Origin of the sequence: Paenibacillus sp. MMO-177 (assembly GCF_037147795.1) — a bacterium.
Lineage (GTDB): Bacteria > Bacillota > Bacilli > Paenibacillales > Paenibacillaceae > Pristimantibacillus.
Window position 1 is genome coordinate 1 of the sequence record NZ_JBBCUR010000028.1, and the last position, 971, is coordinate 971.

The window sequence follows — 971 nt, forward strand, 5'->3', positions numbered from 1 at the left end:
GTAAGCTAGGCTGTGATGGGGAGCGAAAATTGCAGTAGCGAAGGTCATGTACTCCGGCTGTCAAGAAAAGCCTCTAGCCAGGTGAAGGTGCCCGTACCGCAAACCGACACAGGTAGGCGAGCAGAGCATGCTAAGGCGCGCGGAAGAACTCTCGTTAAGGAACTCGGCAAAATGACCCCGTAACTTCGGGAGAAGGGGTGCCTCGGTAGGGTGAATAGCCCGAGGGGGCCGCAGTGAAAAGGCCCAAGCGACTGTTTAGCAAAAACACAGGTCTGTGCGAAGCCGTAAGGCGAAGTATACGGGCTGACGCCTGCCCGGTGCTGGAAGGTTAAGGGGAGCGGTTAGGAGCAATCCGAAGCTGTGAACCGAAGCCCCAGTAAACGGCGGCCGTAACTATAACGGTCCTAAGGTAGCGAAATTCCTTGTCAGGTAAATTCTGACCCGCACGAATGGCGTAACGACTTGGGCGCTGTCTCAACGAGAGATCCGGTGAAATTTTAATACCTGTGAAGATGCAGGTTACCCGCGACAAGACGGAAAGACCCCATGGAGCTTTACTGCAGCTTGATATTGGACTTTGGTACGATCTGTACAGGATAGGTGGGAGCCTGAGAAGCATGAGCGCCAGCTTGTGTGGAGGCGACGTTGGGATACCACCCTGATCGTATCGGAGTTCTAACCTGCTACCCTGAATCGGGTAGAGGGACCGTGTCAGGTGGGCAGTTTGACTGGGGCGGTCGCCTCCTAAAATGTAACGGAGGCGCCCAAAGGTTCCCTCAGAATGGTTGGAAATCATTCGGAGAGTGCAAAGGCATAAGGGAGCTTGACTGCGAGACCAACAAGTCGAGCAGGGACGAAAGTCGGGCTTAGTGATCCGGTGGTACCGAATGGAAGGGCCATCGCTCAACGGATAAAAGCTACCCTGGGGATAACAGGCTTATCTCCCCCAAGAGTCCACATCGACGGGGAGG

At 54.9% G+C, this 971-nt stretch carries 1 rRNA gene; it reads left to right on the plus strand.

The window, feature by feature from the left end:
* Positions 1–971 (plus strand): 23S ribosomal RNA (locus WFK81_RS30700); the annotation flags it as partial.